At 69.5% G+C, this 25,393-nt stretch carries 21 protein-coding genes, 2 pseudogenes and 1 riboswitch; of the genes and pseudogenes, 10 read left to right on the forward strand and 13 right to left on the reverse strand.

The window, feature by feature from the left end:
- Nucleotides 1-35: 35 nt before the first annotated feature.
- The 5 genes from ACIQWX_RS18410 to ACIQWX_RS18430 all read left to right on the forward strand — a co-directional run bounded on the left by ACIQWX_RS18410 (nucleotide 36) and on the right by ACIQWX_RS18430 (nucleotide 3,773).
- Nucleotides 36-1,085 carry a hypothetical protein gene (locus ACIQWX_RS18410; RefSeq protein ID WP_400871968.1) on the forward strand — a complete coding sequence of 350 codons (1,050 nt, stop codon included), beginning with the start codon at nucleotides 36-38 and terminating at the stop codon, nucleotides 1,083-1,085.
- Between the two features lie 36 nt (nucleotides 1,086-1,121).
- Nucleotides 1,122-1,400, forward strand: a complete 279-nt coding sequence (locus tag ACIQWX_RS18415) for a hypothetical protein (RefSeq protein WP_400871971.1) — start codon at nucleotides 1,122-1,124, stop codon at nucleotides 1,398-1,400.
- 95 nt (nucleotides 1,401-1,495) lie between these two features.
- Complete coding sequence (locus tag ACIQWX_RS18420) at nucleotides 1,496-2,443, forward strand: hypothetical protein (RefSeq protein WP_400871974.1); 948 nt, start codon at nucleotides 1,496-1,498, stop codon at nucleotides 2,441-2,443.
- Between the two features lie 233 nt (nucleotides 2,444-2,676).
- Nucleotides 2,677-3,312 (forward strand): hypothetical protein, encoded by a 636-nt coding sequence (locus ACIQWX_RS18425; RefSeq protein WP_400871977.1) that lies wholly within the window; start codon nucleotides 2,677-2,679, stop codon nucleotides 3,310-3,312.
- 26 nt (nucleotides 3,313-3,338) lie between these two features.
- Entirely contained in the window at nucleotides 3,339-3,773 is a 435-nt protein-coding gene (locus ACIQWX_RS18430; RefSeq protein WP_400871980.1) for a hypothetical protein, read from the forward strand.
- A 52-nt stretch (nucleotides 3,774-3,825) separates the two neighbouring features.
- Here ACIQWX_RS18430 and ACIQWX_RS18435 read toward each other — a convergent pair whose 3' ends face one another.
- The 3 genes and pseudogenes from ACIQWX_RS18435 to ACIQWX_RS18445 form a co-directional block, all read right to left on the reverse strand.
- Entirely contained in the window at nucleotides 3,826-3,981 is a 156-nt protein-coding gene (locus ACIQWX_RS18435) for a heme-binding protein (RefSeq protein WP_400875806.1), read from the reverse strand.
- Nucleotides 3,982-4,096: 115 nt separating this feature from the next.
- Nucleotides 4,097-4,336 carry an SDR family NAD(P)-dependent oxidoreductase gene (locus tag ACIQWX_RS18440; protein WP_400875808.1) on the reverse strand — a complete coding sequence of 80 codons (240 nt, stop codon included), beginning with the start codon at nucleotides 4,334-4,336 and terminating at the stop codon, nucleotides 4,097-4,099.
- Nucleotides 4,337-4,361: 25 nt separating this feature from the next.
- A pseudogene (locus ACIQWX_RS18445) lies at nucleotides 4,362-4,841 on the reverse strand (SDR family NAD(P)-dependent oxidoreductase); the annotation flags it as partial.
- Nucleotides 4,842-4,929: 88 nt separating this feature from the next.
- Between ACIQWX_RS18445 and ACIQWX_RS18450 the strand changes: the two are divergent.
- Nucleotides 4,930-5,310: a winged helix-turn-helix transcriptional regulator gene (locus ACIQWX_RS18450; protein WP_400871983.1), complete on the forward strand. Its 381-nt coding sequence runs from the start codon at nucleotides 4,930-4,932 to the stop codon at nucleotides 5,308-5,310.
- Nucleotides 5,311-5,367: 57 nt separating this feature from the next.
- On the opposite strand, the gene ACIQWX_RS18455 is transcribed toward ACIQWX_RS18450, so the two are convergent.
- From ACIQWX_RS18455 to ACIQWX_RS18495, 9 genes are all read right to left on the reverse strand, one after another.
- The gene (locus ACIQWX_RS18455) at nucleotides 5,368-5,928 is read right to left on the reverse strand and encodes a hypothetical protein (protein ID WP_400871986.1); all 561 of its coding nucleotides are present in this window, start codon (nucleotides 5,926-5,928) and stop codon (nucleotides 5,368-5,370) included.
- 175 nt (nucleotides 5,929-6,103) lie between these two features.
- Nucleotides 6,104-7,066, reverse strand: coding sequence for a C40 family peptidase (locus ACIQWX_RS18460; protein WP_400871989.1), 963 nt, complete (start codon nucleotides 7,064-7,066; stop codon nucleotides 6,104-6,106).
- An 18-nt stretch (nucleotides 7,067-7,084) separates the two neighbouring features.
- Nucleotides 7,085-8,140, reverse strand: a complete 1,056-nt coding sequence (locus tag ACIQWX_RS18465) for a replication-relaxation family protein (protein WP_400871992.1) — start codon at nucleotides 8,138-8,140, stop codon at nucleotides 7,085-7,087.
- 18 nt (nucleotides 8,141-8,158) lie between these two features.
- A complete protein-coding gene (locus tag ACIQWX_RS18470) occupies nucleotides 8,159-10,663 on the reverse strand; it encodes a type IV secretory system conjugative DNA transfer family protein (RefSeq protein ID WP_400871995.1) in 2,505 nt (834 codons plus the stop codon).
- Complete coding sequence (locus ACIQWX_RS18475; protein WP_400871997.1) at nucleotides 10,660-12,483, reverse strand: VirB4 family type IV secretion system protein; 1,824 nt, start codon at nucleotides 12,481-12,483, stop codon at nucleotides 10,660-10,662. Before ACIQWX_RS18475 ends, ACIQWX_RS18470 begins: the two co-directional genes overlap by 4 nt.
- Before the next feature lie 5 nt (nucleotides 12,484-12,488).
- Complete coding sequence (locus tag ACIQWX_RS18480) at nucleotides 12,489-13,526, reverse strand: PrgI family protein (RefSeq protein WP_400872000.1); 1,038 nt, start codon at nucleotides 13,524-13,526, stop codon at nucleotides 12,489-12,491.
- An 11-nt stretch (nucleotides 13,527-13,537) separates the two neighbouring features.
- Complete coding sequence (locus ACIQWX_RS18485; protein WP_400872002.1) at nucleotides 13,538-15,229, reverse strand: hypothetical protein; 1,692 nt, start codon at nucleotides 15,227-15,229, stop codon at nucleotides 13,538-13,540.
- A 498-nt stretch (nucleotides 15,230-15,727) separates the two neighbouring features.
- Nucleotides 15,728-16,033: a pilin gene (locus tag ACIQWX_RS18490; RefSeq protein WP_400875811.1), complete on the reverse strand. Its 306-nt coding sequence runs from the start codon at nucleotides 16,031-16,033 to the stop codon at nucleotides 15,728-15,730.
- Nucleotides 16,034-16,170: 137 nt separating this feature from the next.
- Nucleotides 16,171-17,112 carry a sigma-70 family RNA polymerase sigma factor gene (locus ACIQWX_RS18495; protein ID WP_400872005.1) on the reverse strand — a complete coding sequence of 314 codons (942 nt, stop codon included), beginning with the start codon at nucleotides 17,110-17,112 and terminating at the stop codon, nucleotides 16,171-16,173.
- Between the two features lie 318 nt (nucleotides 17,113-17,430).
- On the opposite strand from ACIQWX_RS18495, the gene ACIQWX_RS18500 reads away from it, so the two are divergent.
- The 4 genes and pseudogenes from ACIQWX_RS18500 to ACIQWX_RS18515 all read left to right on the forward strand — a co-directional run bounded on the left by ACIQWX_RS18500 (nucleotide 17,431) and on the right by ACIQWX_RS18515 (nucleotide 23,964).
- Entirely contained in the window at nucleotides 17,431-18,270 is an 840-nt protein-coding gene (locus tag ACIQWX_RS18500) for a hypothetical protein (RefSeq protein ID WP_400872008.1), read from the forward strand.
- Nucleotides 18,271-18,299: 29 nt separating this feature from the next.
- On the forward strand, nucleotides 18,300-19,358 hold the full coding sequence (locus ACIQWX_RS18505; protein ID WP_400872011.1) for a TRM11 family SAM-dependent methyltransferase: 1,059 nt from the start codon (nucleotides 18,300-18,302) through the stop codon (nucleotides 19,356-19,358).
- A gap of 287 nt (nucleotides 19,359-19,645) precedes the next feature.
- Nucleotides 19,646-20,125: pseudogene (locus ACIQWX_RS18510) on the forward strand (HU family DNA-binding protein); the annotation flags it as partial.
- A gap of 488 nt (nucleotides 20,126-20,613) precedes the next feature.
- Nucleotides 20,614-23,964: a hypothetical protein gene (locus tag ACIQWX_RS18515; RefSeq protein ID WP_400872014.1), complete on the forward strand. Its 3,351-nt coding sequence runs from the start codon at nucleotides 20,614-20,616 to the stop codon at nucleotides 23,962-23,964.
- Between the two features lie 156 nt (nucleotides 23,965-24,120).
- Here ACIQWX_RS18515 and ACIQWX_RS18520 read toward each other — a convergent pair whose 3' ends face one another.
- On the reverse strand, nucleotides 24,121-24,897 hold the full coding sequence (locus ACIQWX_RS18520; RefSeq protein WP_400872017.1) for a CbtA family protein: 777 nt from the start codon (nucleotides 24,895-24,897) through the stop codon (nucleotides 24,121-24,123).
- 300 nt (nucleotides 24,898-25,197) lie between these two features.
- Nucleotides 25,198-25,262, reverse strand: a riboswitch (cobalamin riboswitch).
- Nucleotides 25,263-25,393 lie beyond the last annotated feature (131 nt).

Here is a 25,393-nt window from a genome sequence, read left to right on the forward strand (position 1 = left end):
GCCGCACCGCGAACCGTCGCGAAAGGACCCGAGCCATGAGCGCCCACTTCACCGCCGACCCGGCCGCCACCGGCGCCGCCGTGTTCCCCGCACGGCTGGAATGGCTGGCCCTGTCCGCCGCGTTCGCCGACGAGGTACCCGTGATCGCCGACCGCGACGACCTCGTCGTCAGCGTCGCTCCCGGCGCGGGCGGCGATGCCCCCGCGTGCTTCTACCCGCACCGCGCGCTGATCGAAGTCGACGGCGACCACCTCGGCGTGGACCCCGCGACCGTGGACCCCGCCAACCTGTCCGACCGCACGCGCTACGCCCCGGCATGGGGTGCCCTGACCCATGAGTGCGGCCACGCCAAACACACCGTGTGGGAACCGCCGGACGGCGCCCCGCCCGCCGTTGTCGCCGCCGCCCTGCTGCTGGAAGAACCGCGAATGGAAGCGGCCCAGATCCGCCGCCGCCCGGACGACCGGCACTGGCTGCGTGCATGCGTGAAGGGCATCGTCGCCACCGACCTGCACTTGTTCGCCGATCCCGTGACCGCCCCGAAGATGACCCCGGCCGACGCCGCGCACACCGCCGCGCTCCTGCTGGGACGGGCCGACGGCAGGGTGCTCACCCACGCCGAGGTCTACCCCGTCGCCCGGGTCATCGAGGACGTGCTCGGGACGGACGTTCTCGGCAAGTTGCGGGCGGTATGGCGGCAAGCGCTGCGGACCGCCGACGACGCGGGCGAAGAGATGCTTGACCTCGGGCGGCAGGAAGTCACCGAGTTTCGCTCCCGCGACAACTACGAGGACATTCCCCGCGCGCTCGATGCCCTCGACGGCTCGCTCGGCCTGTCCCGTCCCGGTGCGGCCCGGCTGGTGGTCATCGTGTCCGACGGAGATTACCGCCGCACACCGCGCCGCGACGGGCAGACGAAGCTCGACCGGCTGCGCGCATCCGGGTGCGCGGTGCTGTGGCTGACCACCAGCGACACCGACACCCCGCTCGCCGGGGCCACCGTCCACGTGCTGACCGACCCGACCATGGCCGCCCGCGCCATCGGACATGCCGCCACCAGTGCACTTCGTGCCGCCCGTCACTAGCCGTACACGGAAATCCAACAAGTCAAGGAGATAGTGATGACTGAAACCACGGACGGGAAACCCGCAATCTTGCAGATGTCCACCGTCGCCGCCCACCGGATCGCCGAACGCTTAGGAGATTTGACGTTCGTCCAGCTAAAAGCCGCGCTGACTGCTGCGGTGTCGGCTCTGGACGACGAAGCACTGGAAGAGGTCGGCTCTGGTGGCTACTTCAACGGCCCGGCCCTGTTCACGCTGAACGTCATAGCGGAAGCGGCCGGGCTCGAACCCTTCAAACGGGAAGACATCGAACACGAAGACGACTTCTTCATGTAGTTCGCATCGACGACAGAGCAGGGCCTTGAGCCCACTACTCGGCTCGGATCCGACCGGCCGCATCGCCCCAACACAACACTCCAAAGGAGACAGTCATGCTCGCGAACACGCCCGCCGTACCCGCCACCGATCCAGTCCTCAAGGACGAGACCGTAGGAGCCGAAGCGATCACCGGACGAGCCGGATTCTTCCGGGGCCGGGGTCCCGGCGCAACCGCGCGGGCGGTCTTCACCTCGTCCGCGCCGAGCGCCCCGCCGGACCCCTTCACGCTGGCGACCCTGCCCGTCGGCAGGCGGCTGCTGGGCGCGACCAGCGCCGCCGAGTTCGACCGCGCCCTCGCCGAGCTGGCCACCGCGTGGACCTCGGCGGGCTACGGAGATGCCCGGATCCGCGACGACGGCCCACTCGACCCCGACCCACTGGGAGTGCCGCCGCGCGACGGACTGCCGGAAGAGGACTGCCTCGGAATGGACGACTGCGGCGAGTGCCAGGTCCACCGGGAACCGGAACCGACTCGGTGGGCCTGGTACCGGTACGCGTTCGACGACGGGCAGGTGCTGTGCTTCCTGCCTCGGGCCTACCACGCCACCGTGCACGCGGACGCCTGGAACACCATCCACCTTTCCGCCGAAGTTCCGTCCCGCGTCGAACTCACACCGGCCGGACGAACGTACGGCGAGTCTTACCTTGCAACCGCGGCACTCGACCTGCCAGCTCTCGCCGTGTGGATCATGGGTGAGCTGACCACCCTCGGCCGCAGTGACTTCTCGCCGATCTGGCCGCACGTCCGTTACGGCGCGGTCGTCGACACGACCTTCGGGGAGATCACGCTCTGCCTGTACGGGGTCGACGGCGAGGATCCGGCCGTGATTCGCCGTGCTTTCCGGGAGATCGAGTCGGTCGTCCGCGCTCACAACTGGTGGAACCAGACCGTCCTCGATGACTGGCGCTTCAAGTTCTCCGATCATGTCGTGCCGGATGACGCCGTGGTCGAGTATCGCCGCCGGGGACGCTTTCCAGGCACCGTGACCCTCGTGGACTGACCACCCTCCGTCCCGGCGGTGAACCCGGAAGAGTGTGCCTGACAACAGGTCAAGGAGGGCATGTTCATCGGGGTGGGTTGTCCGAAGTCGACCCGGGCGAGAGGGCCGGCGCGGTCCAGGGGCAAAAACCTCGCTTTTGTCGGATGTTGGTACTGACCCGTGCCCTTCCGGAGCGGAGTTCGTGAGGGTAACCAAGCTGGGGATTCGGAAACATCAATGTTGAAGGAGCCTTTATGCGTATGCACACAATTATCCTTCGCGGCAGCGACGTCTTGACTGTTATCTCCGGAGTAGCCGCGATTGGTGCGCTCGCCAACGCGTGGTGGCATCCCGGTGACGCCGCACCCACCCTGCTCATCAGTGCGGTATTTGGTGGGGAAGTCATTTCCTGCTTGACGTTTGTCAGGCCTCGAACGATAGCTGCGGCCTGGTGGATACCGTACGAGATCGGCCCTGCCCGCACGGCCCTGGTCCAGCTCATTGAACAATCGCCGTCGCAGAGAGCCGTGTTCGATCCCGTCGACGAGGTCGTGCTGATATGCAGACACGACCGGCTACGTCGGGAGATGTCGGTGACGCGCATCGGAGGTGAGGACTATGCCGCTCTGGTCGCGGGAATCCAGTCATTCTTGGTGGTCGAGACCTTTAGCTTGAGAGCCCGAGGCGCAGAACTGGTCGCGCACCACCTCGAACCTTGGGCTCTGATCCTCGACGATCGCAGTAACCCGATCGCGGCCGAACCGATACGCCCAGTCGAAGCACCGCACGCTGATCAGCAGAAGCGCCTGGCGGACCGAACTGGCTTACTGTTCGCCACAACAGACGACGTGCGTATCCTATCCGCACAACTCTGCCGTGCCATGCGCTGACTCTGATTCAGGCGAAGGAGAGAATCATGCTCATCGAAGACGGCTGGAAGCCTGGCGTGTGGATCGACGGCGACCATTCGCGCAGCGCCACGGTCGGCGACGTTTTCGGTACTTTCGCTCACCTCGTCTACGAGGATCTGCGTACCGCACGTACCGCCGGGCGCATCGCCGCGAACGTCGAGATCACGATCAGCGCCTCCAACATCACGCCTCTATGGGGAAGCGAGCCTCCCGTCTGGTTGCTGCACATCCGGTTCACCGGAGTAGTCGACTCGCAGAGTGCGACCGCATGCGACGAGGTAGCAACCGAGACCCTATCCGTTCTGGACAAGCATGGGCGTGACCAGTTGCCGCTCGATATGTTCGATCGGTACTCCGGTCGGCTGTTCTTTCTTGACGGAAAAGGAAATCCGGTACACAGCCGCATACATGGACTCAGTGTACCGTCGGCTGGCATCTAGGCAACGGAAGCGGGGGCAGGCCAGAGTTGGGTTTCCCTCCCGTGGGGGTAGTTCACAGAGGCTTTCGCGGTGGCCTCATGGGAAGGCCGTCCGCAGCAATAGCTGCTTCGACAACGGCGAGGTCCTGATCTCCGGTGCCGCCGCTCGCGCCGATCCCGCCGATGACCCTCTTGTCGGCCATGATCGGTAGGCCGCCTTTGCTGAGCATCACCCGGCCGCCGGTGGCCACGCTGATACGGCGATCGCCATCGGTACGCCCAGCGCCGCCGCTTCCGCGCGAGCCGTCTGCACAAGGGCGACGGCGGTTTCGAGGCTTACTCCGGTCATGACGCACTCCTGGTCAGGCCGCCGTCGACGTAAGTGGTCGTGCCCGTCACGTACGAGGCTCGCGGCGAGGCCAGGAACGCGGCGACATCGGCGAACTCGCGGACGGTTCCCCACCGTCGCAACGGGATCTCCTCGGCGAGGTGCGGCGGCACCCCGTCCGGGTACACCTCGTCGCGCCGTGGCGTGGCGATCCGGCCCGGCGCCAGGGTATTGACGGTGATGCCGGCCGATCCCAGCTCGGCGGCGAGGGGTTTTCAGATAGCCGTGGATTCCGGGCCGAACTGCGTTGGATGCCGCCATACCGGCCGTGGGCTCCCGGACTCCCGTCGTCGTGATCGCCAGGATCCGCCCACTCGAGCTCTGCCGCAGGTATGGGACGCCGGCCTGGACGAGCCGCACGAGGGGGAGCAGCACCGTCTCGGCGGCCTCGGCGACGTGCTCGGCCGTCAAGCCGAGTGCCGTGCTGGGGCGCGGCCCGCCGCTGTTCCACAGCACGATGTCCAGCCCGCCGAACCGCTCCACCGTCTCCTCGACCACGCGAGTCGGCTCATCCGGCCGGCTCAAGTCCGCCGGGACCGCGTGCGCGCCGATTCTCCCGGCGTGGTCGGCTAGAACGTCGCCGCGCCGGGCGGTCATGACGAGGTTGGCCCCTTCCTCCGCGAGGACTTCGGCGATGCCCAGTCCCATGCCGGACGACGAGCCACAGACGAGGGCGGTTTTGCCCTTCAGCTCGAGGTCCACGGCGATGCTCCTCCGGTCCGCTCTCTCATGCGGGCGAAGGTATCGTCGAGATGTCGGTATCTTCAACGAAACCAGGAGGAGCCAGGCGATGGGTGCCGCTCACGACCTGCTCGCCGCCCGGTGTTCGAGTTCGGCGGTGCTCAATCTGGTCGGTGCGCGCTGGGTGCCGACCGTGCTCAACGCCCTCTCAACCGGTCCGCTGCGGTTCACCGAGCTGAAGAAAATCGTCGAGGGCGTGACCGCCAAGGCGCTGACCGAGACGCTGCGCACCCTGGAAGCCGACGGCATCGTCGACCGGGTCGAGACCCCCGATGCGACGCCGCCGAAGGTGGAGTACTCGCTCACGCCGCTCGGACGCTCGCTGTTCGAGGTGCTTACGCCGGTGCGGGAGTGGGCCGAGCAGCACGTCGGCGACATCGCCGAGGCACGTCGCCGGTATGAGTTGGACTCCCGGGTGGCCGCAGACTGACGACACGGCCCGGCCGCTGAAGTAGCGACCGGACCGCGTCCACAGACAGCCGGTGAGTCAGCTTGAGGTGAAGCGCTTGGGGGCCTCACATGTCTTCTTTGCCAGGCCGTTGCTGACGAGCTTCTCGAGAGCGTTGTTCACGGCACCGCTGGATCGGACCAGCTCGGTGCCGATCTTGGCCGGGCCGAACTCTTCGCCCGGGTGCTTGTGCAGGAAGTCCTTGACCAGTTCATAAAGTCCGCCCTTCGGAAGCCGGTCCTTCTTGGATGTTTCCGCTGTCGAGGTGTCGGTGGCCGCCGGTTCGGGGGTAACGGGGTCGGGAGCAGGCAGGGTCGGGGAAGTGGCTTCCTGGTCGTCGGCGTCGGCTGCTTCGACGGGGGCGTCGGGAGTCTGAACGCCCCACGTCCACGTGACGGGAACCGACTGGTCCTTTCCGTCGGTCCTGGTCACGTGTCCTTCGGTGGCCAAACGGGAAAGGATTTTCGTGGCCGTGGAGCGCCCGACTCCGGCCGCGCTGGCCAGCCGGGCGGCGGTTGCGCCGGGATGTGCTTCCAGCGCGCGGCGTACCTTCGATTCGGTCGTTTCGGGCTTGGTGTCGTTCGACTTGGTTTCGGGCATGACGGACTCCGTTCGGGAGAAGCGGTAGATGGTCATGCCCCGGCCGGGGCGTTCGCCCGCCGGTGCGCTTCCGGTGGTTCGGGCTACGTGTACATGGACGCTCCATTGGTCGCTTCATGTCAAGCGGTCGTCCAAACAAGACACGCGTATCGCCCAGAAGTGCTTACGTGGGAACCTAATGGGAAGTGGTCGGCCTGGTGGCGCCGATGTAGTCGTCACCGGGATGACGGTATGGCTCCACCTTCACGGCCTGGCCGAAGTCGGGGGCGTCGATCATGCTGCCGCCGCCGATGTACAGGCCGACGTGGTGGACGCGTCCGGCGGTGGCGTAGAAGACGAGGTCGCCGGGTAGCAGCGGGGCGCCGGCGGGCACGTGCGGTCCGGCGGCGTACTGCTCGCGCGAGGTTCGCGGTAACGGGACGCCGGCGGCGCCGTAGGCGGCGCGGGTCAGGCCGCTGCAGTCGAATCCGGCGTCGCCGTCCAGCGGGCCGTTGCCGCCCCAGACGTAGGGCAGGCCGCGTTGCCCGCAGGCGTAGTTGATGGCGGTGAACGCGGCAGGTGTTGGTGCGGCGATATTCGCGCAGTCCAGGCCGTCAAAGTGTTCGCAGGCCACTCCGGCGACCGCGGCCACGATGGCTTCGGCGTCCGCCTGGTGGCGGCCGTAGGCGTCTGGCGTCCCGGACCGCTGGACGGCCTGCGCGGCGTCGTTGAGGCTCATCTGCTGCCACCCGGGCACAGCTTGTAGGTGCCGGTAGAACTGCGTCGCCGCGTAGCTCGGGTCCATGATCTGCTCCGCCGTGCCCCAGCCTTGGGACGGGCGTTGCTGGAAGAGGCCGACGCTGTCCCGGTCGCCGTGGTCGAGGTTGCGCAAGGTGGATTCCTGTACTGCGACCGCGACCGCGATGACCCACCCGGGCTCGGGAACCTGCAGCTGCTTGCCGACCGAGGTGATGATTGCGGCGTTGGCGAGCTGATCAGGCCCGTAGCCAGGCACCTCGCCGATTGCTGTTCCGCTGGGCGTGCAGGTCGTGCCTCCGCTGCCGATGAGCGAGGTGACGACAGCTTGCGGCACGGCCCCGAGCAGCACGGGCAGCATCGTGAGCACGACCGCGACCCCGATCGCGATCTTCGATCCCATGACGGACTCCTCGCGTGATCAGGCCCCGGGGCGGCGAGTCCGGCCGGGCGTGGTCTCCGGCGGCACCGGAGACGGCGGTGGCAGCCGGTAGGCCACGGCGTGGTCGGACGGCGGGCCGGTTGCCTCGTCGAGGCCGGAGGTCGCTGCCAGGGCCGGCCAGGCGTGTGACAGCTCGCCGAGCGAGTACCGCGGGGACGTCCGGTTCGAGGACCTCTTGTCGAGGGGGAGCCAGACCTCGTCGGCCGGACTCCGCGTGGTTGAGCTGAGGAGGTCGGTGGCCGCGGTGGCGACGGGGACGTCGGCGGCCTGGTCGAGGTCGGCGTGGATCCGTGCGAGCGCGGCGCGTGCGCCGGCCTCGCGACGGCTGGTCGGTAGCCAGAACAGCACTGGGGTGGCGATGCCGGTGGAGTCGGCGAGCCGGGCGTAGGCGAGCAGCTTGCGAGAGACCTTGGTCAGCGACTCGCTGCCGGTGTCGTACTCGAGGAAGAACTCCAGCTCGCCTGTGGCGCCGGCCCAGCGGCCGTAAGCATCGGGGATGACGAGGTCGCCGAAGTGACGAGCGCAGCGGGTCTCCGACCACCAAGCCGTAAGACCCGCGCCACGGCGATCGGGTCGGCTGCGGGCGATGAGGGAGGTGAAGAAGTCGCCGACGCCGACGGTGTGAGCGAGGCGCTGGTTGTGAGCGATGGCCATCGCGCGGTCGTGCCGGTACCCGAGGTCCTTGACCTCCAGACCGTGCTCGGCGGCCAGCACAGCTGCGCCAGCCGGCCCGAGGACGTAGTGCATCGGCGCCGAGCCGAGCTGGCGAAACGGCTGGAACCGGCTGACCGCCCGCCACAGGTACAGCTCGCGCAGCCGCTGCCGGGTCGAGCGGCCGGACGGGAACGCGGCGTCCTGCATCTGGGTCGAGGTGAGGACGCGGTGTTCGTAAAGCAGGGCCAGCAGCCACTTGTCCCGCGGGGTGAGGCGCGCGGCGAGCGCGGCCTGATGCTCGATCGAGTTGGCGGCGCGGGCTGTGGTTCCTCCGGGAAGGTGCTGGCGCAGCTGGTGCTGCCGGCTAGTGGTGGTGATCAACGGGAACCCTCCGCGATCTCAGAGCCGCGCTCGGCGCGGATCGGTCTTGCGGCCGTGGGCGGCCGTCCTCGAGCTGTCTCGGGTTGTCCGGTCGGGTGGTGCCGTCCGGCTGGCGGGCGCGCGACGGCGAAGGACCGCGCGGATCTCCTTGGCTCGTCCGGGGACGGCGGCGCGTGGGGGAGTGGTGGTCATGGTGAAGGGTTCGGTTTCGGCGCCGTTGACGACGAGCCGGGCGGCGACGTGGTAGACGCCGAGATGGGCGAGGTCGTGTTCGGACAGCCGCGGTGCGGTGTGGCGGGCGAGTTCGCGGGCGTCCTCGGGGGAGGCGTTGAAGAAGATCTTCGACCTCGCGTTGGTGGAGATGCCTTCCTTGAGCTCGCGGGGGAGCTGGCCGAGGTGCTGGTGGGCGAGGGTCATGGCGAGGCGGAAGCCGCGGGCTTCGGCGAGCATGTCCTCGATCGGGTAGGGCAGGTTGAGGAAGTTGTGGCACTCGTCGATGACCAGCGAGGCGTCCGGCCGTTCGCGCTGCGGGACGCGAGCGCGGCCAGTGGTGGCCTGCCAGGTCCGGGCGACGACCAGCGAGCCGACGAGCCGGGTTGTCTCGTCGCCAAGCGACCCCTTGGGAATCCGGACCAGGCAGATGCCGCCCTGGTCGAGGACTTGGCTCATCTCGACGGTGGAGCGGCCACCGGCGATCGCGTCCTTGACGAACGGGCGCAGCAGGAAAGCGCGGAGCTTGTTTATCAGCGGGGAGATGACCTGGCTGCGGCTGGACTCGGTGAGCTCGTCGTACCATTCCCAGAACCCGGCCAGCACCGGGTCGGTCAGCCCGGAGGTGATCCGGGTCCGGAAAGCTTCGCTGGTCAGCAGCTTGGGCAGGTCGGCGAGGGTGGGCACGCCGTCCTGGGCGCGGAGGGTGAGGCAGGCGGCGCGCATGAGGTCGTCGGTGCGCGGTCCCCAGAATGCGGAGTAGACGCGGCGGAACACCGAGACGAGGTTGTCGACCTCGCGGTCGGTCTCTCCGCCTTCGAGGGGGTTGAGGCAGGGCGGGCGTTGCCGGGAGTCGGCGTCGAAGAGCACGACCCGATCCGCGGCCTCTCGCGGTAGGCGGGAGAGAACGTCGGTGACCAGGTCGCCCTTGGGGTCGATGAGCACGACGCTGCGGCCGGCATCCGCGTCGTCGAGAATCAGGTTCCCGAGCAGCGTCGACTTTCCCGAGCCGGTGGCGCCGAGGACGTGCAGGTGGTGGCGCGCGTCGGGCACGCGCAGTCCGACCGGGCGGGCGTGTCCGGTGTCGGCGACGCCGAGCGGCTTGACCTCCGGACCGGGTACCGCGACGCCCGGAGGCGGCGCGACGGCCTTGGCTCCGGCGCGCTCGATGCCCGGGATCTCGGCGTCGACCGGCAGGTGCGCGATCACGGCCAGCTCCGGGACGGACAGCAGGTCGCCGCGGCCGAGCTGCCGGGTCTCGAGGGCGCGGGCTGGGTGGTGGAGGCGGATGCGGTGGAAGTGGTTGTGCTCGGTGTAGGCGGCGAAGCTCGCGGCGAGCGCGTGCGCGCGGCCGCGGGCGGTGTCCCGTGTCCGTCGGACCTCGGCCTCGGTGGCGTCGGCCGGAAGGTGGGTGGTGACGGCGTAGCGGACGACGACTTCGTACTGCGAGCCGCGCTGTTTGCCGACGATCGCGCGGTTCTGCGCGGAGTACTCCAGCGACAGTTGCGGGTCTTGGCTGATCCGGCGGGTGTCGCGCGTCTGTCCGGGCCGGGTCGCCGCACTGCCAGGCGTGAGGAGGTCGAGCAGTCGGCCGCCGAGCCGGGCGGAGGCGCCGGCGTGCACCCGTCGGGCGGCTCGGCGCGCTCGGCTGACTCGTCGGCCGGTGACCGGTCGGGCAAGGACCTGCACGCTGGCGTACTCGCCGCGGCGGAGCCCGACCGGCGCGCCGAGCAGGCCGCGGATCGGGTCGGCGTCGAACCCGGTCCGGATCGGCAACGCTTCCGGCCGCGCGAGCCGCAGCTGACCGCCGACGGTGATGGCGCGCAGACCAGCCTTCGGCTCCGGCAACGGCGGGTCGGCCACGACCGCGCGGGTGTGGGCGCCGGGCCAAGCAGCTTCGACCGCCCGCTCGACCAGCCCCGGCGGGATGACACCTGGAACCCACAACCGCAGGCTGACGCCGTGCTCGGAAAACCGGTACTCCCACGCAAGGTGCGGCTGGCCGGTGAACCACCGCCGCCAGCCTGGCCGCAGCAGGCCGACGAGGTTGGACCACAGCAGGACGCCACCAGCAGGATCGACGGTCGGCGGGGCGAGCACGATGACGCACCGCGCGTCAGCCAGCAGCGCGGCATGGCACCTGCCTCGCCACCAATGCCGACCCACCGCCTGGCCCGCTACGACGATCATCAGCACCGGAAGCGCGATCGGCGTCCACCGCAACGCTTCGTCGATGACGCTGGCGAGCAGGTGGTGCGTCGCGGACCACGGGTCGGTGAGGTAGTCGCCGATCCACCCCTGGCGCCAGATCATGGTGCGACCTCCGGCCCGGCTGGGCCGAGGTCGATGACGTCCTCGACTGCGGGGTCGCCGAAGTCGTGGGCGATCTCGGCGAGTTCGGCGGGATCGGTCGTGACCAGGACGTTCTCTGTCGGTGACGCGAGCGCCTGGAAGGCGACCCACTCGGTGCCGGAGCCGAGCAGTCCTTGGCCGCGGTCGGCGGTGAGCAGGAACTGTCGCTGGCCTTCGGAGAGGTTGAAGGTGGCCGCGATCTGGTCGATCGCCTGCGGGGACTGGCGCAGCAGCACGCTGGTCGCGGCGTTGGCCACGATCGCGCGGCCGAGGTCGCTGCCCAAGACGTCGTCGATGTCTTGGGTGGCGACCGTCAGTCCGGCCCAGTGCTTGCGGAAGGTCTTCGACATCCGGAAGAGGTACTTCGCGCCCTCGACGGTTTGCATCAGCAGCCACGCTTCGTCGACCACGACGAGGCGCCGGCGCCGGTCGGCCGGGTTGGATACTCGCCGCCATACCGCGTCGAGGGTGAGCAGCGTGCCGATCGCCTTGAGCTCGTCGGGCAGGTCCCGTAGGGAGAAGACGACGAGGTGGCTGTCTGGCGCGGTGGTGGTGGGGCCGGAGAAGAGTTCGGCGAAGGCGCCGTCGACGAACGGGTGCAGCCGGGCCGCGAGGTCCGTGGCGTCGTCGGTGTGCGCCAGGACGTCGCGTAGGTCCCTCATCAGCGGGGCTGGTCGGGTCCAGGTGCGCGGGTCGTCGGTGATGCCGGCGTTCGCGTAGGTCGTGATGAGGGCGGTGTCGAGGACCGCGCGCTCGGCGGCGGTCAGCTCGGCGCCCAGGCACACGGCCAGCACGGTGTGCAGAAATAGCGCGCGCCGGTTCAGCGCGTCCGGTGGCGCGGTGCGCCGGCCGGTCGCGGTGGTGTGGATGGGCAGGTCGAAGGGGTTGAGCCGGACCCCTCCGCCGCCGAGGTGGACGTAGGCGCCGCCGACCTGGGCGGCGAGTCGGGCGTATTCATCCTCGGGGTCGATGACGAACGCCTGAATATTCCGATACAGGCTGCGCAAGGTTTCGAGCTTGACCAGATAGGACTTGCCCGAGCCGGACCTGCCCAGGACCACGGAGTTGTGGTTGTCGCACGCGAAGCGGTCCCAGTGCACGAGGCCTTGGGAGCCGACGTTGTAGCCGTAAAGCACGCCGCTGGGCGAGGTCGACGTCGGATCCGTCGCGGGCAGGTCAGGTGATGTGAAAGGAAACGCGGCGGACGCGGCGGCAGTGTCGAACGTCCTTTTCAGACCGAGGGAGTCCAGCCCGAGCGGCAGCGTAGTGACCCAGCCTTGCAGCGACCGGTACGTGGCCGGTTTGGCGTCCAGCAGCAGCGAGGCGCACAGCGACCGCAGAGCCGAGACCTCCTCGGCCAGCGCCTGCTCATCGGGGGCGTGGATGGTCAGGTAAAGGCCGAACTTGAACAGCCGGCCTTCGCCGCGGGCGATCCGTCGGGACAGGTCGGCGGCGTCGTCGGCCGCTGTGTCGAGGTCCGGGTCGTCGAGCTGGTCATGCCGGGCGTGGTGGCGGCGGGACGACTCCAGCCGCGCCCGCTGCTTCTTCAGACCGCTGGCCGCGGTGACCGGATCGACCGGCTGGACGTGCACGGAGACGTCGAGACGAGCGGGGTAGGTCAGCAGCGGCGCGAGCCAGCCCGGGTAGACCTCCTGTGGGTAGCCGGTGACGCCGAAGGAGGCGACCCATTCGTTGCCGACCTCGAGATGCCGCGCGCCGATCGACAGCGAGTCCGGCGTGAACGTCGCGGCGGCCGAGCCCGAGTTCTGGTTGCGAGGCATCGTGTTCACCTGCCTTCGAACTCGTCGTAGATGTCGGTGGCGGTCACGACGTCTCCGGCGCCGGCCAGCGCAGCCGAGGGCGGGAGGAAGGTGTCGGGGTTGCACGCCACGGCGAGCACGCCGGTCGCGGTCGCAGCGTCCAGCGCGGTGACGACGATCCCGGCCGCGGTGAGCAGCTCGACCGCCTCGTTGAGCCGCCGGGCGAGCCGCTGCTCGGCGGCCTGCCGCGCCGCCCCGTCGACCGCGGATGCTGCGGGGCGTCGCCGTAAACGTCCCAAGGTCGAACTCACGTTGTCGAAGACGGCGGGACGCGTCGGCTCGCGCAGCACGAGCAGCACCTGGCGGCGCAGCAGATCGGCGTGCTGGCCGAGCTGGGCGAGGTAGTCGGCGTGGTCGAGCGCGGCGGCTTCGAGGGCGGGGTGGGGGAGTCCGCCGGCGCGATCGCGCAGCTCGGTGATCTGCGGGGCGAGGTCGAGCCGCTCGGCCCGCACGAGGAACTGCACGGGCGCGGTCAGCGAGTGCAGGTAGCGGGCGAACGCGCTGACGAGTGCTTCCTGTTCGGCGGGCGTGCGCAACGAGAAGTTGACCGTCGAGCACGCGGCGATCACCGCGAGACCGTCGTCGCCGAGGTCGACGACACCGGCGATCTGTCCGCTGTCGACCCCGCGCGCGGGCAGCTCCAGCGGTGTCGGCGCCACCTCAGTGTGCTCGGTTTCGGCGGCGAGCCAGGCCGGAACCGGCCCGACGCCGTCCGGGGCGGAGACCTGGTGGCGCGGGGTGCAGCGCTGGCGGATCGCGGCCAGCAGCAGGCGGTCGAGGGGGACGCCGTCGCGGTGGCCGAGCGCGACCACGGTGACGGCGAGTCCGATCGGGATGGCGAGGAGCAGGAACAGCGGTAGCGGCAGGAAGCTGTGGGTGGCGTTGTAGAGGGCGTAGAGCAGCAGGCCGGTGACGCCGAGGATCGTCAGCTGCCGCGCGGTGAGCGGGCCGAGCACGCGGTCGGGGCGGTCGACGTCGGCGGGAATGCGCACGGGACGGGACATGACCTCGCTCCTCACTTCTTCGGGCGGCGCCGTCGCGGCGGCAGAGCCAGTGGCAGGGAAAGCTGCGTGCCGACGCGCTTCCGCGCCGGTGGCGGTGCTGCTGGGGGTTCGGGTTTCGGCTGGCGGCGGAGACCGAGGGGGAGCGGGTACTGCCCGGATGCGAGCGGCCGGTTCCCGCTGAACGCGTCGGGCGCCGGACGGCGATGAGCGCGTGCCGCGCGGTTGATCTGACCGGACGGCGTGATCAAGCCCGGTCCGGTCTGCGGCGCGCGGTTGGTCCGGCCGGGATCGCTGAGCTCGTCGGCGAGGCTGCGTCGAGCGGGCCGTGGAGTTTGCGGGGGTAGATGGATCGGCAGCATGCCCGCGCTCGGAGGGATCAGTGCGTTCGGCAGCTTTGCCGGCGGGCGCGCGTTGCGGCTGATCCGCCCGTCCGGTGTCAACAGGCCCGGTTGCCGTGCTGGCCGGGCGGTCGGCGGCGGTGCGGCGAGGTCGTCGGCGAGCGTGCGTCGCGGAGTCCGGTCGGGATCGCGGCGGACGGTCATCGGCAACCCGAGCTGGTCGGCGGGCAGCGCGTTCGGCAAATCTTTCAGCGGCAGCGCGCGCGGATTCGCCCGGACCCTCGAGTCACCGGTGCGCGTCGTGAACAACGACAGCTGGCCCGGTCCGGGCGTTCCGTCCAGCGCGCCGGCGCGGGGGACGTCGTCCCACCCTCGGCGTGCGGTCTGGCCTGAGGTGGTGGAACGGCGGAGCTTCATCGGCAGCATGAACTGACCGGCCCGCGTCGCCGGCGGATCCGGCGGGCCGCTCGGCCTGCTGACGCGTGCTCGCGAAGCACCGCGGCCGGCTGCCGCGCCGGACAGCAGGCCCATCGTCTTGTAGGCGATGACGCCGCGCGCGATCCGCCCGAGGAGGGAGGGGCGGCCGGAGCGGAGCGGGGTGAGGAACCAGAACGGGATTTTGATGAGCACGTACATGAGCGCGATGCACAGCAGCAGATTCATCAGCGACGAGAGCGACGGCCCGAAGATGGTGAACCCGCCGGGGGCGAAGAACACCCGCACGGTGACCACGAGCGTCAACGACTGTCCGACCTGGATGGCCAGGACGCCGCCGCTGCCTTTCCACCACAGGTAGGCGATGCCTTCGGTGTGGGGGAGCGCGTGCAACATCAGGGCGATCGGCGCGGCGGCGATCAACAGGATCGTCAGCATGACCCGGACGACGAAGACGACGAGCAGGACCAGCAGCATCGCCACCAGGCCGAGCCCGAGGATGCCGATGAAGATGCCGCCGCCGTGCAGTGAGTTCTGCACCATCGTGATCAAGCTGCGGGTCATCTCGGCCGGGTCGGTGCCTTCGCCGAGCACAGCGGCGGAGAGCGCGTTGGCGACCTGGATGCCATTGGTCATCAGGAACAGCGAGAGGGTGCCGGCGAGGAAGCCGATGACGAGCCGGGGCGCGATTTCCTTGACGGTGTAGCGGGCCTGCAGCGTCTGGTAGCTCATGATGATCAGGCCGGCCAGCAGTACGAGGATCACGTAGGCGGTGAGCAGGATGTGCCACGAGCCGGTCCACACCGCGCCGAGGCCGGGCAGCTGATCCGGCTCCGGCGTGGTCAGCAGCGTCTTGCCGAGCAGGTCCAGCAGAGGGTTCAATCCGGCGGCGACGACTGCGGCGAACAGCGCGCTCGCGGCGACGACCATGCAACCGGTGAGGCTGCTGAGCCCGCACTCGGCGCCGTCGCCTGGACCGTTCGGAATCGGCGTCGTCGGGGGCGTGCTCGGGACTAGAGTGGAGGGCTGCGGGATGCAGTTCGGTCCCTGACACGGTGCCTCGCTGCCGGTCGGTGGTGCGCAGTCAGTCGTCAGGGAGCCGGGGAAACACGAGGGCGGTGACGGCAGCGTGGTGATCGGTGGCAGCGGGCTTGCCGGAATCGACGGCGCCGAGCTTGTGCTCGGGAGGTGGCAGGCCGGCTCGGGGGAGCCCGAAGTGCAGCCTGGGTTGGGCGGCAGCGGCAGTGGCGGTTGCGCCGGATCAAGCTGGGCCGCGGCGTGCTGCGGGCGTGCTGTCGCCGAGCTGACGGCGATGGCGCTGAGCACGGCCGCCAGTAGCGCGGCCAGAACGACGAGCCAAAGAACGCGTCGATCTGGACGCGGACTCCGGCGTGCCGCGTTCGGGTTGGTGGCGTGGGTGGACATCGTCTACACCCCGCCGACGATGGTCTTGAGTATTTCGACGACGAGCGGCGCGAGCGCGGCGAGACCGAAGCCGATACCGGAGGCTTTGAACGCGCCCTTCGCTTTCTCGATTTCGCCGGGGTCGTTGGCGCCCATCAGGTAGCGGAGCCCGCCGATGGTGAAGAACACGAGCGCGATGCCGGCGAGGATGCCCATGATCCACGTCCGGATATTCGACAGGACCTGGTCGACCGACTGCGCGAGCGCGACGTACTGCACGGTCTCGGCGTGCGCGGTGGATCCGCCGAACAGCAACGCCGCGGTGGCCAGCGCGGAGCCGAGAAGAACGACCGGGCGACGTCGCGACCGCACCGGAGACGTCGGAGCTTCTGGCACAAAATCAGTCCGCAACTTGTTCGTCGAAGCTTCGATGGCCGCTTGGGTGCGGTGGCTGGGGCGGTGCGAGATCAGTCGCATGAGGACGCCTCCTGAACGGCGCCCGGTTCCGAAGTGGACCGGGATGGTCGAGGGCGCGCGGGCAGTCGCGTCCCGCGGTCACCAACTCCGGATTTCGGTGCGCGGGGAGACACCGGACGACGTGACTTGTCGGGCGTCGAGGCCCCGCTGCGCCGCCCTTTGCGGTGTGGTTCCCAGTCGTTGTCGTTGAGGTAGTCGGCCAGCTTGCGCTCGGCGCGGTGCCGGGCTTGTTGCGTCGCCTTGTAGGTCTGGCCGCGGGCCTGCGCAGCGTCGGCCAGCGACAGCTCGCCGAACCTCGTGTCACCGATCAGCGCGGCTTCGGCGGCGGTCAAGACGCCGGCCTCGACGGCGGCGAGCAGAAGGAAATCGGGGTGTCCGCCGGCGCGCTCCGGTCCGGGTGCGCGAGCGCCGAGATCGGCTACGGGCGCTGCGGCGTCGAGCGCCTCGCGTAGAGCGCGGTGGCCGGCGCGGTAGGCGGCCCAGCGCAGCCGGACGAGGATGGCCGGCCGGGTGAGGTCGACATGGGGGAGCGCTTCGAGGAAGCCGGTCAAGACGGCGGCGTGGATGTCGTGGACATCGCCGCGGAACCGGTTGGTCAGCTTGGCCGCGACCGGCAGCAGCACCGGCAACGCGAGCCCGACGCACGCGACCGTCCACGTGCCGCCTTCGGCGCGCGACCGCGTCACCAGCGCTGTCCATACCGCGTCGCGGGTCGCTTGTGGACATCCTTTCGCGACGGTCAGCTTGCCGACTTCGTCCAGCGGCACCAGCCGCGGCGGCAGTCCGTGCACTGTGCGGCCGTCGAGGGCGACCGGGTGCGGTCCGGTGACCAGCCAGACGAACGCGGTGCGGGCGGTGTCGAACACACCGGGCTCGCCGCGCGAACGCGCCGCTCGGCAAGTGGGGTCTTTCGGTGGCGAGGTCTGGTCCATGGCGGAACTCCTTGGCGAGCGGAAGGTGACGTCGCCAGGAAGCCCGTCGAGGCGCCTCAAAATCGCTTCTAGCCCAGGTCAGAGGCGTGACAAAGCCGCTTCAAAACCGTTTCACGCCTGCACCATGACGTGGAAATCACGGACGCGATTCAGTAGCGGACCAGCTCAGGCTTCGGACTCGGAGGTCCATCCGCCGCTCGGAAACTCGAATTCGAAGTGACGGTGTCTCTTGTCGACCTCGTTCCGGGAGTTAGCCGGCGACCCGCGCAGAAGTCGCCGACTCGATCGGCCGGTGACCCGCTTCCGGAGGTTCCGCTCGTGACTCGACGCCCGCCGTCCTCGACCACCCGGCCGTCCAATCGGGACGACTCGACCCATCCGCGTCCTCGAACCGTCAACGGCGCCCCGTACCCGGGCGCGCCGCACGCCGGCGCTCGCACCGTCCACTCCGGCAAGCGAGCGGCCCTCACGCGCGAGTTCCCACCGACTCCGCCGACGGTATGGACGGCGGGTCTCGACCCGATCGACCCGGCCGCGGCGTGGCCAGTGCCGATCATCGAAACCATCACGACCAGCTTCTCGACATCCGGCGCCCAGGTCCTGCTCACGCCATGGCCGGCGGTCGACAGCGCCGGGAGCCGTTCAGCCGGTGCCGGCGACCTGGATGCCGCGCTCGACGCCGTACACGCACTCGGCCGCCACCCCGCGGTGACGAAGCTCAGGCCGATAGCCGCGACGTCGCACACGGCAGCGGACGGCGACCGAGTCGGCTTGGTCATCACGTCGCTGCCGCCGGACCGCGGAGCCGACGGTTCGGCGGAGGCCGTGGCGCTCGCGGCCGCGCAGGCGCTCGTGTTCGGCGGCGTCCTCGCGGTCTACACCCACAGCGACTGGTCGAGCGGCCAGCTGACCGACCCGACCGGGCCGATGATCGAGGCCGCCCAAAACGCCGACCTGCTCTACCTCCAGCACATCGTCACCCTGCTCACCCCGATCCGAAACGGCCGCCTCCATCCGCTCACCGCGACAGAGCGATCCGGCGTCGAGCCGGGTGGGCGAGAACTCGGCGCGCCGATGACGCAAGCGCGGGCGCACGGCGACATCCTCGTCTTCGCCCAAGCGCACGCCGGTGCCGCGCAGCTGGAAGACCTCCGATGACCAGCCGAAGGAAAGGCACGGAAACCGCCATGACCACTACGCCGCCGAAGGCCTCGCAGCATCCGGTCGACGAGCCGACTATGCCGCTGTCCCGCGCGTTCATCGACGCCCTCGACACCACCCCGGCCGCCGACGCGCCGACGGACTTCGGCGAGTTGCCGGTGTCGGTGTGGGCGACCGCGCAGACCTCGCCGGCCGCGCAGCGCAAGGGCCGGTACGTGCCGGAGTCGACCGCGCACCCGGCCAAGATGCTGCCCGCCGTCGCCGCGCACGCCATTGAGCAGTACACGAAGCCGGGGGAGGTGGTGCTGGACCCGATGTGCGGGATCGGCACCACGCTGGTCGAGGCGATCGACCTCGGGCGCCGCGCGGTTGGTGTCGAGTACGAGCCGCACTGGGGTGACATCGCCCGGGCGAACCTGCGTTTCGCCCGCGAGCGCGGTCACGACCACGACGGTCAGGTGGTCCGCGGCGACGCACGCCAGCTCGAGACGCTGTTGCCGGCCGGGTACGTCGGCCAGGTTGCGCTGGTCGTCACGTCGCCGCCGTACGGCCCGTCGGTGCACGGCCTGGTCAATACGAACCGGGAGGCCGGCGTCGACAAGGTCAGCAAGCGGCACTACCGCTACGGCAGTGCGCTCGACCGCGGCAACCTCGCCAACATCGGCCACCACCGCCTCCTGGCAGGCTTCACCCGCATCCTCACCGCCTGCGCGCGCGTCCTGCGCCCGGGCGGCCACGTGGCGATCACGGTCCGCCCGTGGCGCGAGCACGCCGAGCTGATCGACCTCCCGTCCCAGGTCATCGCCTGCGGCGTCGCGGCCGGCCTGATTCCGGTCGAGCGGTGCGTCGCGCTGCTGGCCCGCGTCGCGGAGGAGGAGCTGGTCGCGCGCGGTAGCTTCTTCCAGCGCGACTTCATCCGAAAGCAGCGCGATGCTGGCCTGCCGCTGCATTTGATCGTCCACGAAGACGTGGTCGTTTTCCGGGCTGATGCCGGACTTGAAGATCGGCGCACCACGTACAAGAAATGCCCGAGCCAGGTCCGCAATGAGTACGGCGCGATCGGGCCGGGGCATTGGGCCGCTTGAGAACATCACTGCGCCCGGACGCATCGATAGGGCATGCGAGGTGCCAGGCGCCGGTCGAGCTGCTGTGCTTCAGCACGAAAGCCGGAGTGCTGGAGTAACAACGTCGGTGTCGGTGGCGACTGTGTGCTGGTCGGAGGTGAACGCGTCGTACACACGAGTCCTCCGCGCTGGAGGGGTGAAGTGAAGAGGTACCTGTGGCCCGCCGGAATTCTGGTCGTCCTGGGCTTGGCGGCGTTCATCGGCCGGATCGTGACGGTGAGGGCTGGTGTGCTGTACAGGGCTGCTGCAACCCGCGTACCGGTGAGGCCGTGAAGGTCAAGAAGACCAACGTTCCCGCCTTCCGCGCCGGCACGACGTTCAAGGACGTCATCTCCGGTTCGAAGAAGCTCCCGAAGGCTACCCCGGTCAAGCGCGCCACGGCTACCGCGACCCGTGCGACGGCGACGAAGACCGCGGCTGCCGCGGCTCCGGCCAAGGCGACGACGGCCCGCACCACGCGTGCGGCGGCGGCCAAGCCGGCCACGACCACGCGGACCCGCGCCACCGCCGCGAAGGCCACCGCGACCAAGGCCACGGCCACGAAGGCGGCCCCGAAGACCGCGGCGGCGAAGACCACCGCGGCCAAGGCCACCACGGCGAAGGCGACCACCACGCGGGCGAAGGCCGCCGCGAAGCCGGCCGCCGCGAAGACCGCGACGGCGGCGAAGAAGCCGGCCGCCACCAAGGCCCCGGCCAAGCGCACCTCGGCCGCTGCCAAGAAGAAGTAACTCCCGCTTCACGGCGAAGGGCCCCGCACCGTCCTGGTGCGGGGCCCTCTCCGCGTCCTGGGCCAGCCCGCCAGCCTGCACGATGCGGAGCCCTATGCAGAACACTGTCCGTCGGAGCCCAAACCCGACGTTGTCCAGAGAGGACATCTTGGATGCCGCGCGGCGCGCAGCGCTGAGGGCCGAACGGTACTGCTGTCGACCGCTGGCGACGCCGAGCCAGTCGTCGCCAGCATTCACAGAGGCGGGCCCGTCCCTGTTCGCCATGTGCAGATGAAGCGACATCGGCGACCGTGCGCATGATCGGCCTAGTCACCCCTCCGGCGTCGGCGACCGCGATGCCCGAATGGCGGGAGTGAACCAGCAGATCTTGGTCGCGTAACACCCATCTGGTGGTCAGCGACTTCCGACGGGACGAACGAGGGGATTCGCGAGTGCGGTGGATGTCGTGGGCGGTTCCACCGCTGCTGGCGGTAGTCGTTGGTCTCGCAGTGAACCTCGCGTCGAACGAAGTCCCGTCTTGGGTGCACAAGTGGTCCTGGCCTGCGCTCGGTGTGCTGGCCGTCTTGTCGATGGGAGCCGAATACATCCGCCTCCGGGAAGAAGACGGCCGGGGAGAGGACGTCCGGCTGCGGGACGCCGCCGAGGCGCTGGCGTTGGCGGTCAGCAGGCAGTGGTCAGGTGAACTGTCCAGGCTGCTGACCGCAACAGCTCTCCCGCAGCAGTGGTCGACCACCGATCGCCCGGTACTACCACCACCTGCGGGCATCCTCGGACCGGCCGCCGCTCCACCGCGAGCCACCGTTTTGCGGCGGTTGTTTCGCCGTGGCCTGGTTCGCGGTCGCGGCGACGGACCGATCCTCGACGTTCTGCATCGCGCGTCGGCCCGTGGCGAGCTCGACTTCGACGGAGACCTGGACGACCTCGCGACGCTGATTCTCCGGCTGCCCCACCAGCAGGTGATCGTTTTGGGCGAGCTGGGTGCGGGAAAGAGCGTGCTGGCGGCGCGGCTCACGCTTTCGATGTGCGGGACGCGCGCGTCCGGCGACCCGGTGCCGGTGCTGCTGTCCTTGACGTCATGGCGTGTCGGCGCCGAATCACCACAGGAGTGGATCAAGCGCAGACTGCGCACTGACTACGGCCCAGGCGATATCGAACGCCTGGTGGACGCGGGTCACGTGTTCGCCGTACTGGACGGCCTGGACGAGTTGCCGCGCGGCCTACACGCCGAAGCGCTGCGCCGGCTCGGGAAGAGCGGTCTGGCCATGGTGGTGACCTCGCGCGCCGAGGAGTACCAGACGGCTGTGGAGGAGACGGGCGAAGTGCCCGCGACGGCTCTGGTGGTGGAGTTGCGCGCGATCGAACGCGCGGACGCCGTCGCTTACCTAGCGGCCGGCCGGGTGAACGGCGACTCGCGTTGGGCTCCGGTGTTCGCCCGGCTGCGCAACGGGTCCGACAGCGCCCTTGCGCAGGCCCTGCGTACGCCGTTGATGATCGACCTCGCCCGAGCCGCGGACCCGGAGAGACTACTCGGGTTGTCGACTCCCGCAGAGGTCGAAGAGTTTCTCCTCGACGGGCTGATACCTGCCGCCTACCCCGAAGACCAGAGGGATGCCGCCGGCCGGGCACTGCGATTCCTCGCCGGCCACCTGCTGCACCAGGAAACCTATGACTTCCGTTGGTGGAGGCTGCGCCAGGCGTTGTCGTCACCGGCTCGAGCCATCGGTATCGGCATCGGAGCCGTTGCGGCGGCGTTGTCGGTCGTCGCGGTGTGGCTGATGGTCCTGCCAACCGTGGCCGACGCCGGTGCCGCCGCTGGACTGAGCCTGGCAGCCGGCTGCTTGGCGGGCGTGCTTGCGGGCGCCATCGCTGCGACGACCGCGGTGAGCGAGCCGCAGCGAACATACGCACGAGTCGGAGGCCGCTGGATCGATCTGATCGGCCGGCTGAGCGCGGGCGTGGTGCGAGGCACGGTTGCCGGCGTCGTCATCGGTGCCGTCGGAGAGGTGACTTACTGGCTCGCTTTCGAGACGTCCGACTCGGCCCATCCGGCGTTGCTGATGGGGGCCGCGGCCGGGGCCGTGACCGGGATGGGGTTCGGCCTGCTGGGCTGGCTGCAGATGACCGCTGATTCCGTGCAGACGGTCGGCCCTGCTGCGGTCCTGCGTGCCGACCGAACCGTGAAACTGGTGCAACTGGCCGTCTTCGGCCTGCCGTTCGGATTGGCTGCCGGGCTGGTGTTCGGACTGGTCGCAGGGCCGTTCGTGGGATTGGTCGACGGCGCCGGAGCCGCTCTGATCGGCGCGGTGGTCGGCTTGGCTCGCGGCCCGCATGTGTGGACCGGGTACCAAGTCGCGCGGCTCGTCCTTGCCGGGCGAGGCCGAGTGCCCTGGCGGCTGATGGGTTTTCTCGCCGAAGCTCACCGCCTCGGGGTGCTGCGGGCCAATGGTGGTGCGTACCGGTTCCGCCACAACCTGCTCCAGGACCGGATGGCCGGTGGTGCACCGCCGGCCAGATCAGCCGAGCCGCTCGTGATACGTCCGGGTGGGCGCTCACGAGTCCGCCATGCGGCCGCCTTGACGTCGATTGTGCTTCTCCTGGGCGCCAGTCTCGGAATCGGCTTGCCGGTCGCTGGTGGTCTGCAAGCACGTTGCGGGTTGACGCCGTTCGATCAGGATGTTCGTTACCTGGCCGGCGGGTTCACCTACGAATGTGTCGGGGTGACCGATGGCGCTTACGACTTCACCGGCGCCGACGGCGGTGTCTCCAGCCTGATCGAGAAAGAGAACGAGAGCGTCGTCGCCGGGCCCGATCCCTATGTGCGAGTGGCGCTGCTCGCGCCACTCGCACCAGGAGTGTTCACTCGCCAGCAGATCGTCCACGCGCTTCAAGGCGTCTTCCTGGCGCAACAGCATGCCAATGCCGTCAACACGGTCAAGGTGGAGCTGGTGCTGGCCAACGAGGGGCGAAACCAAGCGCACTGGCGCCCGGTGATCGACCAGCTCGTCAGGATGGCGGGGGAGGAGCACCCGCTCGTCGCGGTCGTCGGCCTCGGCGTCAGCACTACGAATTCGGTCCAGGGCGTGCAGGCGCTGGCTCGGCGTGGCATCCCCATGGTCGCGGCGACCGCCAATGCCCTGCACGCCGACGGCCTCTTCCGGATCACCCCGGACAACCAAGAATTCGCTGCTGCGTTGCGGCGGTCGTGGCCGGGGCAGGGGCCGGACTACGTGCTCAGCGACGGGTTGCCGGACGTGTACGTGGAATCTCTGCGGAAGGCGTTCTTGTCGACCTGGCATGTGCCGGAGGTGTGGAACGGCGGACGTATGTACCTTCCCGGCTGCCCATCGGGGACGCTTTACGCCGGCCGTAGCTCGGGCTTGACCGACGTGGCGGACTACCTCACGACGACCTGCCCCGGCGCTCCGGTCACCGTCGGTTCGGTGTCGACCGGCCGGCCGGAGCTCGCATCCCGATCAGCTGGAGGTGCCGTTCGGGTGATCTGCGCGATCTCCGTGGACCCAGTCGGGTGGTCGGCGGCTCCCCAGCGCGCTCCAGCCGCCTTCGAGGGGTTCCGAGAGGAATACGCCGGCCGGTTCGGCGAACCGTTGAACGACGGTTTCGCGCTCCTCTACCACGACGCCGCCGCGGCGGCCTTCACAGCGATCAAGGGGCGGCAGCCGACCGCCGAGACTGTGCGCGAGACCCTTCCGACCGTCGAGGTGCAGGGCGCAACGGGCACGTTCCGGTTCAACCGCACAGGAGACCCCGTCGGCAGGCCGATTCCGGTCATCACCGAACCCGGAAGCGGTCCTGACCCGCATCCGTACCTGAGCCGGTGACGAGCCAAGAGAGTCGGTCCGGCGTCCCGCTGGTGCTGGTCGGCCGGATGCCGGACTCGTCAGCGCAGCCGGAGGCGCCGTTGTCGGTATGCTCGTGGATTTGGCGGCGAGACGCCGGTCGGCGGACAAGGTCATCAGTCGAAAGGTGACAGGCGTTCAGAAGAAGCGCGCGGATGCGGTGACGATCTGAAGGCAGTGGCGCTGCGTCCGCAGGTCGGCGTGCAACGCCCGCTGCAGGGCCGGGTCGGGCAAGCCGGTCGGGTGGTGCGTTGCCATTGCAGGGCGATGAAGAACCCGAGGACTTCCTGCTGCTCCGGCGAGGGGGTGCGGGCCCGGCTGGGAGGACGCCATCGGCACGCCGATGACGACGACGAACGCCGCGGCCGCGACGAGCGTTGCGTTCCACGTGCCGAGGCGGGTGCTCAGGCGCTTGCCCAGCCACACCGCGCCGGCGAGGAAGAGGATCGAGGCGGCGACCATGGTCAGGTACAGGCCGCCGCGGGCGCCGATCGTCTCCGGGTGCCCGATCGACGGCGGGTTCGCCGGGTATTTCAGGAACGGGACCAGGTACAGCGCCAGGAATCCGGCGCCGGCGACGAGCAGCGCCAAGACTCGCGGCCGGACGCGGCCGGCGCGGCCGAGCGAGACCGTGTAGACGACCGCGAACAGCGCGCCCATCGCGACGCCGAAGATGATCATGCCGACGCCGATGCCGACGTTCGCTTGGATCGCCCGGCTGAATACCTCGGGGCCTTCGGATTCCACAGGCAGCCCGGCGGCCTGGTTGAGTGCCGCTTCGGCCTCGCTGCGGCCCGATTCGTAGTCGATCGCCGACTGGATCAGGTGTTCGGCGAAGATCCGTGCGAAGACGAACGCGAGCAGGCCGCCGAGCGCGCCGGCGAGGGGCCCGCGCAGGACGAGTTTCTTTTCCATATCCGGTTGTCCGTTCCGAGGGCGCTCGATGGCAGGGGAAGCCGAGGAAGTGGCGCGCGTCGTGGACGAACTCGTGCACGTGCGTATCGTCGCCGAACAGGGACGTGGCGCCCTGGTCGATGCCGACGAAGTAGTAGATCATCAGCGCGGGCGAGCACGGTCAAGCCGAGCCACAGCACGGCTTTCGACACCGGCAGGACGACCGGGGGCGAGCCGGAGCCGGCGGGAATGCTGGTCAGATCGGGCCTCCTTAGGGGATTTCGCGTCCCTGGTTCGTTGGGGCTGGTGACGGTTCCTCGACCTGGCTCGCCCATCTCAGGCACGATGGGCACACAGCGGCGCGACCGCGCCGGATTCTCACCGGCTTCGGGAAATTGTCACGTGGGGATGACGGACGGGCCGGCGCTGAGGGCGCCGATCCGCCGGTCAGCGTGCTGTTCGTCGGGAAACGGCCGGATTTCGCTTTCTCGGACAGGGGAGGTCGATCCATGGGGAC

Origin of the sequence: Amycolatopsis sp. NPDC098790 (assembly GCF_044759945.1) — a bacterium.
In the GTDB taxonomy this organism is placed as follows: Bacteria; Actinomycetota; Actinomycetes; order Mycobacteriales; family Pseudonocardiaceae; genus Amycolatopsis.

What these genes read in the sequence shown, in the direction of transcription:
- ACIQWX_RS18460 (WP_400871989.1), bottom strand. Translation starts at nt 7,066, where the DNA reads ATGGGATCGAAGATCGCGATCGGGGTCGCGGTCGTGCTCACGATGCTG.
- ACIQWX_RS18425 (WP_400871977.1), top strand. Translation starts at nt 2,677, where the DNA reads ATGCGTATGCACACAATTATCCTTCGCGGCAGCGACGTCTTGACTGTT.
- ACIQWX_RS18495 (WP_400872005.1), bottom strand. Translation starts at nt 17,112, where the DNA reads ATGGACCAGACCTCGCCACCGAAAGACCCCACTTGCCGAGCGGCGCGT.
- ACIQWX_RS18435 (WP_400875806.1), bottom strand. Translation starts at nt 3,981, where the DNA reads ATGCTCAGCAAAGGCGGCCTACCGATCATGGCCGACAAGAGGGTCATC.
- ACIQWX_RS18520 (WP_400872017.1), bottom strand. Translation starts at nt 24,897, where the DNA reads ATGGAAAAGAAACTCGTCCTGCGCGGGCCCCTCGCCGGCGCGCTCGGC.
- ACIQWX_RS18505 (WP_400872011.1), top strand. Translation starts at nt 18,300, where the DNA reads ATGACCACTACGCCGCCGAAGGCCTCGCAGCATCCGGTCGACGAGCCG.
- ACIQWX_RS18470 (WP_400871995.1), bottom strand. Translation starts at nt 10,663, where the DNA reads ATGATCTGGCGCCAGGGGTGGATCGGCGACTACCTCACCGACCCGTGG.
- ACIQWX_RS18475 (WP_400871997.1), bottom strand. Translation starts at nt 12,483, where the DNA reads ATGCCTCGCAACCAGAACTCGGGCTCGGCCGCCGCGACGTTCACGCCG.
- ACIQWX_RS18455 (WP_400871986.1), bottom strand. Translation starts at nt 5,928, where the DNA reads ATGCCCGAAACCAAGTCGAACGACACCAAGCCCGAAACGACCGAATCG.
- ACIQWX_RS18430 (WP_400871980.1), top strand. Translation starts at nt 3,339, where the DNA reads ATGCTCATCGAAGACGGCTGGAAGCCTGGCGTGTGGATCGACGGCGAC.
- ACIQWX_RS18485 (WP_400872002.1), bottom strand. Translation starts at nt 15,229, where the DNA reads ATGGTCGTCGCCGCGAGCGCGCTGTTCGCCGCAGTCGTCGCCGCCGGA.
- ACIQWX_RS18450 (WP_400871983.1), top strand. Translation starts at nt 4,930, where the DNA reads ATGGGTGCCGCTCACGACCTGCTCGCCGCCCGGTGTTCGAGTTCGGCG.
- ACIQWX_RS18410 (WP_400871968.1), top strand. Translation starts at nt 36, where the DNA reads ATGAGCGCCCACTTCACCGCCGACCCGGCCGCCACCGGCGCCGCCGTG.
- ACIQWX_RS18480 (WP_400872000.1), bottom strand. Translation starts at nt 13,526, where the DNA reads ATGTCCCGTCCCGTGCGCATTCCCGCCGACGTCGACCGCCCCGACCGC.
- ACIQWX_RS18415 (WP_400871971.1), top strand. Translation starts at nt 1,122, where the DNA reads ATGACTGAAACCACGGACGGGAAACCCGCAATCTTGCAGATGTCCACC.
- ACIQWX_RS18420 (WP_400871974.1), top strand. Translation starts at nt 1,496, where the DNA reads ATGCTCGCGAACACGCCCGCCGTACCCGCCACCGATCCAGTCCTCAAG.